5 protein-coding genes are annotated in these 6,593 nt (G+C 67.7%); 4 read left to right on the forward strand and 1 reads right to left on the reverse strand.

Going from position 1 to position 6,593, the window contains the following annotated elements; all coding sequences use genetic code 11:
- Position 1 precedes the first annotated feature (1 nt).
- Positions 2–229, forward strand: a complete 228-nt coding sequence (locus WFQ67_RS18555; RefSeq protein WP_213624881.1) for a DUF2188 domain-containing protein — start codon at positions 2–4, stop codon at positions 227–229.
- A 144-nt stretch (positions 230–373) separates the two neighbouring features.
- Here the strand turns inward: WFQ67_RS18555 and WFQ67_RS18560 are convergent, their stop codons facing one another.
- Positions 374–601, reverse strand: coding sequence for a hypothetical protein (locus tag WFQ67_RS18560; RefSeq protein ID WP_173175458.1), 228 nt, complete (start codon positions 599–601; stop codon positions 374–376).
- A 189-nt stretch (positions 602–790) separates the two neighbouring features.
- On the opposite strand from WFQ67_RS18560, the gene WFQ67_RS18565 reads away from it, so the two are divergent.
- From WFQ67_RS18565 to WFQ67_RS18575, 3 genes are read left to right on the forward strand one after another with little or no spacing between them, the layout of a single operon-like run.
- On the forward strand, positions 791–1,972 hold the full coding sequence (locus tag WFQ67_RS18565; RefSeq protein WP_442969603.1) for an efflux RND transporter periplasmic adaptor subunit: 1,182 nt from the start codon (positions 791–793) through the stop codon (positions 1,970–1,972).
- Positions 1,965–3,062: an efflux RND transporter periplasmic adaptor subunit gene (locus WFQ67_RS18570; RefSeq protein ID WP_213624883.1), complete on the forward strand. Its 1,098-nt coding sequence runs from the start codon at positions 1,965–1,967 to the stop codon at positions 3,060–3,062. The genes WFQ67_RS18565 and WFQ67_RS18570 overlap by 8 nt, the downstream gene beginning before the upstream one ends.
- Positions 3,059–6,145, forward strand: a complete 3,087-nt coding sequence (locus WFQ67_RS18575) for an efflux RND transporter permease subunit (RefSeq protein WP_337057820.1) — start codon at positions 3,059–3,061, stop codon at positions 6,143–6,145. Before WFQ67_RS18570 ends, WFQ67_RS18575 begins: the two co-directional genes overlap by 4 nt.
- Positions 6,146–6,593: the final 448 nt, after the last annotated feature.

Raw genomic sequence — 6,593 nt, forward strand, 5'->3', positions numbered from 1 at the left:
CATGGGCTGTTATCACATTTCCCCCACGGAAAAGGGGTGGGAGTTGCGCAAGGAAGGTGCGACGCGCCCGTCCAAGACCGCCAGCGAGAAAGCCGTACTGCTCGAGAGCATCGAGAGCTTCATGCAGAACCGCGCAGGCACGGTGAAGGTGCACGGGGAGGACGGCAGCGTCGAGCAGGAACTGCGCTATCCGCCCACCCGGCGTTACTACGAGCCGTCGGACGACTAGCGCGCGTCACCGCCTCGCCAGGGTTGTCAGCGGCCTCTTGGCCACTGACCGCTGCCGGCGCTGAGAAACGCGATCGACCCGGATATCCACCTCACGCCTTGCAAGGTGAGCGTCCCGGATCGGTCGCGTTGTCACATTCGAGGCTCAGGCGCGCGAGATGCCGGTGATGGTGATGCCGTAGCGCTTGAGCAACTGGATCGCCGGCTCGCGGCTGTGGTCCTCGCTCTCGGCGTACTCCCCGGCAGGCAGGTTGTCCTCGGCCCACGCCAGCAACTGGCGGTTGGCCTCCTCCGTATCCGGTTTGCTCGCCGCCTCGATGTCCAGCGTCGAAGTGTTGTTGTCCTTGTGGTAGGTGATGATCCAGTGCGCCATGTCGGTTACCTCGGCGTTGGCGGGTGTATCTGTGCTGACTGGCGCCGGCGACGATGAGTTCACTGCAAGGCGCCTTGCCGACTTGAACTTTCCTCCTGGCACTTCCCTCGAATTGCCATCGGCGCCACCGCTTCGCTGCACGCTCGGCGCCATTCACGTCGCATTCGCCACCGGAGGCCTGGTCCAGGGATGAACCCGCTGCATACCCCCTCATCGAGGAACATTCGCATCGCAACCGGCCTCCTGGCCGCCTTGCTGTTGGCCGCCTGCCAGGAGCAGGAGACGCCCAAGCCCGTGCAGCGAGTCCTGGTGCAGAACATCGAGGAAGCCGATTTCAGCGCCGAAGTGCGCCTCACCGGCGACATCCAGGCCCGCGTCGAGGCCCAGCAGGCCTTCCGCGTGGGCGGCAAGATCATCGAACGCCTGGTGGACGTGGGTGACCAGGTCCAGGCGCAGCAGGTGCTGGCACGCCTCGACCCGCAGGAGCAGCGCAGCAACCTCGACACCGCCAATGCGGCCGTCACCGCCCAGCGCGCGCAGCTCAAGGAGGCCGAGCTGGCCTTCGAGCGCCAGCGCAAGCTGCTGCCCAAGGGCTACACCAGCCGGAGCGAGTTCGACCAGGCACAAGCCCAGCTGCGTGCCACCCGCAGCTCCCTGGACGCCGCCGAGGCACAGGCCGCCAACGCCCGCGACATGCTCGCCTACACCGAGCTGAAGGCGTCGACCGACGGCGTGATCACCAGCCGCCACGCCGAAGTCGGCCAGGTGGTGCAAGCCACGGTGCCGATCTTCACCCTCGCCCGCGAGGGCGAGCGTGACGCCGTGTTCAACGTCTACGAATCGCTGTTCGACCAGCAGCTGGAGAGCCAGGACGTGACCGTCGCCCTCCTCGGCCAGCCGCAGGTGACCGCCAAGGGCGAGGTGCGCGAGATCACCCCGACCATCGACCCGCAGAGCGGCACCCTCAAGGTCAAGGTGGCGCTGCAGGACGTGCCGCCACAGATGAACCTGGGGGCCGTGGTCACCACCCGCCTGCGGCCGCGCAGCGGCGATGGCGTCGTGCTGCCCTGGTCGGCGCTGACCAAGGCCGGGCGCGAGCCGGCGGTATGGCTGGTCGGTGATGACCAGCGGGTGGCGCTGCAGAAGGTCGGCGCGGTTCGCTACGCCAGCGGCAAGGTGCTGGTGGGCCAGGGTTTGCAAGCGGGCCAGCGGGTGGTGATCGCCGGCGGCCAGTTGCTGCACCCCGGCCAGCAGGTAGAAATCGCCCGCGCCGAACAGGCCGCCGAACCGGACAAGGCCGCAGCGGTGCGAGAGGACCGCGACGAGCCGGCGCCACAGCCCCAGGTCGAAGGGAGCGTGCCCCATGAATGACGCCACCCGCATCGCCTGCCTCCTGCCCCTCGGCGCCCTGCTGCTGGCCGGTTGCGGCGAGCAGGAACAGACGCCGCCCCCACCGCGCCCGGTGCTCAGCGTGGTGGTGGAGAGCCAGCGCCAGGAGAGTGTCGGCCGCTTCGCCGGCACCATCCAGGCGCGCTACGAAACCACCCTGGGCTTCCGCACCAACGGCCGCATCGCCTCGCGTGCGGTGGATGTCGGCGACAAGGTGGCCAAGGGCGCCCTCCTCGCCACCCTCGACCCCACCGACCAGCAGAACCGCCTGCGTGCCAGCGAGGGCGACCGCGCCAGCGCCGAAGCGCAATGGATCGACGCCCAGGCCGATGCCCGCCGCCAGGAGGAGCTGTTCGCCCGGGGCGTCGGCGCCAAGGCCAACCTCGACGCCGCGCGCACCCGCCTGCAGACCAGCCGCGCCAGCCTCGACCAGGCCCGCGCGGCGGTGCAGCAGGCCAGCGACCAGCTCGACTACACCCGCCTCACCACCGACTTCGACGGCGTCGTCACCGCCTGGCGCGCCGAGGCCGGCCAGGTGGTCGCCGCCGGCCAGGACGTGGTGACCCTCGCACGCCCGGAAGTGCGCGAGGCGGTGTTCGACCTGCCCGACGACCTCGTCGCCGCCCTGCCCGAGGACGCCACCTTCCTCGTCAGCGCCCAGCTGCAGGAGAACGCCTCCACCACCGGGCGCATCCGCGAGATGGCGCCCCAGGCCGACGCCGCCACCCGCACCCGCCGCGTGCGCCTGAGCCTGGAGCAGACCCCGGATAGCTTCCGCCTCGGCACCACGGTGCGGGTGGAACTGAGCAGCCCGGTGACCCCGCGCGCCAGCCTGCCCGCCAGCGTGCTGGTGCGTGCGGAACCCGGCGCGCAGGAGGACCGTGGCCAGGTCTGGGTGGTGGACGAACAGGCCGCCGTCGTGCACCGCCGCGAGGTGCAGGTGCTGAGTCGCGAAGGCGAGCACGTGCTGGTCGGCAAGGGGCTCGCCGATGGCGAGCGGGTGGTCAGTGCCGGGGTCAACAGCCTCAAGGAAGGCCAGGCAGTGAAACTGGATGAAGGGGATCGGCCATGAGTGATGCCAAGGGCGGCTTCAACCTCTCGGAATGGGCGCTGCGCCACCAGTCGTTCGCCTGGTACCTGATGGCGGTGGCACTGGTGATGGGGGTTTTCTCCTATTTCGAACTGGGCCGCGAGGAAGACCCGGCCTTCACCATCAAGACCATGGTCATCCAGACTCGCTGGCCCGGCGCCACGGTGAACGACACCCTGGAACAGGTCACCGACCGCATCGAGAAAAAGCTCGAGGAACTGGACAGCCTCGACTACGTGAAGAGCTACACGCGGCCGGGCGAATCCACCGTCTTCGTCTACCTCAAGGACACCACCGACGGCACCCGGATACCCGACATCTGGTACCAGGTGCGCAAGAAGATCGACGACATCCGCGGCGAGTTTCCCCAGGGCCTGCAGGGCCCGGCGTTCAACGACGAGTTCGGCGACGTCTACGGCAGCCTCTATGCCTTCACCGGCGACGGCCTCAGTTACCGCCAGCTGCGCGACTACGTCGAGCGCGTGCGCCTGGACATCCGCAGCGTCAAGGATCTGGGCAAGGTGCAGCTGATCGGCGAACAGGACGAGGTGTTCTACCTCAATTTCTCCACCCGCAAGCTGGCCGCCCTGGGCCTCGACCAGCGCCAGGTGATGCAGAGCCTGCAGGCGCAGAACAGCGTGACGCCCTCGGGGGTGATCGAAGCCGGCGCCGAGCGCATCTCGGTGCGCACCTCCGGCGAGTTCCGCTCCCAGGCGGACCTGGAGGCGGTCAACCTGCGCATCAACGACCGCTTCTACCGCCTCGCCGACCTCGCCAGCATCCAGCGCAGCTACCAGGACCCGCCCACCTCGCTGTTCCGCTTCAACGGCGAGCCGGCCATCGGCCTGGCGGTGGCCATGCGTGACGGCGGCAACATCCAGACCTTCGGCGCGGCGCTGCATGCACGCATGCAGGAGGTCACCAACGAACTGCCGATCGGCGTCGGCGTGCACCAGGTTTCCAACCAGGCCGAAGTGGTGGAGAAGGCCATCGGCGGCTTCACCAGCGCGCTGTTCGAGGCGGTGATCATCGTCCTGGTGGTGAGCTTCATCAGCCTCGGCGTGCGCGCCGGCCTGGTGGTGGCCTGTTCGATCCCGCTGGTGCTGGCCCTGGTCTTCGTGTTCATGGAATACAGCGGCATCACCATGCAGCGCATCTCCCTCGGCGCGCTGATCATCGCCCTCGGCCTGCTGGTGGACGATGCCATGATCACGGTGGAAATGATGGTCACCCGCCTGGAACTGGGCGACTCGCGGCACGACGCCGCCACCTACGCCTACACCTCCACCGCCTTCCCCATGCTCACCGGCACCCTGGTCACGGTGGCCGGCTTCGTGCCCATCGGCCTCAACGCCAGCTCGGCGGGCGAATACACCTTCACCCTGTTCGCGGTGATCGCCGTCGCCCTGTTGCTGTCGTGGATAGTGGCGGTGATCTTCGCCCCGGTCATCGCCGTGCACGTGCTGCCTGCCACGCTCAAGCACAAGGAAGAGAAGAAGGGCCACATGACCCGCTTCATGGACCGCGGCCTGCGCCTGGCCATGGGGCACCGCTGGGCGACCATCCTGCTCACCGTGGCGCTGTTCGGCGGCTCGCTGTTCCTCATGCAGTTCGTCCAGCAGCAGTTCTTCCCCTCCTCCGACCGCCCCGAGCTACTGGTGGACCTGAACCTGCCGCAGAACAGCAGCATCGCCGAGACCCGCGCGGTGATGGACCGCTTCGAGGCCAAGCTCAAGGGCGATGACGATATCCAGCGCTGGAGTTCCTACATCGGCGAGGGCGCGGTGCGCTTCTACCTGCCGCTCGACCAGCAGTTGCAGAACCCCTACTACGGCCAACTGGTGATAGTGGCCAAGGACATGGATGCGCGACAGCGCCTCTCCGCCCGCCTCAAGCAGCGCCTGCGCGACGAGTTCGTCGGCATCAGCGGCTACGTGCAGCCCCTGGAGATGGGTCCGCCGGTGGGCCGGCCGATCCAGTACCGCATCAGCGGCCCGGACATCGACAAGGTGCGCGAGTACGCCATGGCCCTGGCGGCGCGGCTGGACGCCAACCCCAACGTCGGCGAGATGATCTACGACTGGAACGAGCCCGGCCGCGTGCTGAAGATCGACATCGCCCAGGACAAGGCGCGCCAGCTGGGCCTCTCCTCCGAGGACGTGGCGCAGATGATGAACGGCGTGGTCACCGGCGCCACCATCACCCAGGTGCGCGACAGCATCTACCTGGTCAACCTGGTGGGCCGCTCCGAGGAAGGCGAGCGCAACTCGCCGGAGACCCTGGAGAACCTGCAGATCGTCACCCCCAACGGCACCTCCATCCCGCTCAAGGCCTTCGCCAGCGTGGGCTACGAGCTGGAGCAGCCGCTGGTGTGGCGCCGCGATCGCAAACCCACCATCACCCTCAAGGCCAGCGTCCACGGCGACATGCAACCCACCGACCTGATGGCCAGGCTCAAGCCCGAGGTCGATGACTTCGCCGCCACGCTGCCCGCCTCCTACCGCATCACCCCCGGTGGCACGGTCGAGGAAAGCGGCAAGGCCCAGGGGCCCATCGGCCAGGTGGTGCCGCTGATGCTGTTCCTCATGGCGACCTTCCTGATGATCCAGCTGCAGAGCGTGCAGAAGATGTTCCTGGTGGCCAGCGTGGCACCCCTGGGGCTGATAGGCGTGGTGCTCGCCCTGCTGCCCACGGGCACGCCGCTGGGCTTCGTGGCGATACTTGGAGTGTTGGCGCTGATCGGCATCATCATCCGCAACTCGGTGATCCTGGTGACCCAGATCGACGAGTTCCATCGCGAAGGCGCCCATCCCTGGGACGCGGTGATCGAAGCCACCCACCACCGCACCCGGCCCATCCTCCTCACCGCCGCAGCGGCCAGCCTGGGCATGCTGCCCATCGCCCGCGAGGTGTTCTGGGGCCCCATGGCCTTCGCCATGATCGGCGGCATCATCATCGCCACCCTGCTCACCCTGTTCTTCCTGCCCGCCCTCTACGTCGCCTGGTACCGCATCCACGAACCGGACGACGACACGCCCCCGGCACGACATGCGCAGGAGGCGTAGCGGCGCCGTAGGGTGGACCACGCTTTACCGGTCCACCAATTGGAGCCATATCGAGCACCGCTGGTGGATGAAAAAAGCGTCATCCCCCCTACAGGCGTGCACCCACGAGGCTTGAGAGAGGGAGCGTTCCTGTTGGGGGCGATTTCAATCGCCCAGCGGGGCGCAGCACCGCCGTAGGGTGGACCACGCTCCACCGGTCCACCAATTGGAGCCATATCGAGCACCGCTGGTGGATGAAAAAAGCGTCATCCCCCCTACAGGCGTGCACCCACGAGGCTTGAGAGAGGGAGCGTTCCTGTAGGGGCGATTTCAATCGCCCAGCGGGGCGCAGCACCGCCGTAGATACCGTCTTGATTCCTAGTGAGCAAGGGCCAGTTTTGCGTCAAATGGCCGGCCCGATTTCAAGACGCCATAGGCGATGTTCAGCAGCTTGCGCATCGCTGCGCAG

Source organism: Pseudomonas sp. USHLN015, assembly GCF_037153275.1.
In the GTDB taxonomy this organism is placed as follows: Bacteria; Pseudomonadota; Gammaproteobacteria; order Pseudomonadales; family Pseudomonadaceae; genus Metapseudomonas; species Metapseudomonas tohonis.

What these genes read in the sequence shown, in the direction of transcription:
- WFQ67_RS18560 (WP_173175458.1), bottom strand. Translation starts at nt 601, where the DNA reads ATGGCGCACTGGATCATCACCTACCACAAGGACAACAACACTTCGACG.
- WFQ67_RS18555 (WP_213624881.1), top strand. Translation starts at nt 2, where the DNA reads ATGGGCTGTTATCACATTTCCCCCACGGAAAAGGGGTGGGAGTTGCGC.
- WFQ67_RS18570 (WP_213624883.1), top strand. Translation starts at nt 1,965, where the DNA reads ATGAATGACGCCACCCGCATCGCCTGCCTCCTGCCCCTCGGCGCCCTG.
- WFQ67_RS18575 (WP_337057820.1), top strand. Translation starts at nt 3,059, where the DNA reads ATGAGTGATGCCAAGGGCGGCTTCAACCTCTCGGAATGGGCGCTGCGC.
- WFQ67_RS18565 (WP_442969603.1), top strand. Translation starts at nt 791, where the DNA reads ATGAACCCGCTGCATACCCCCTCATCGAGGAACATTCGCATCGCAACC.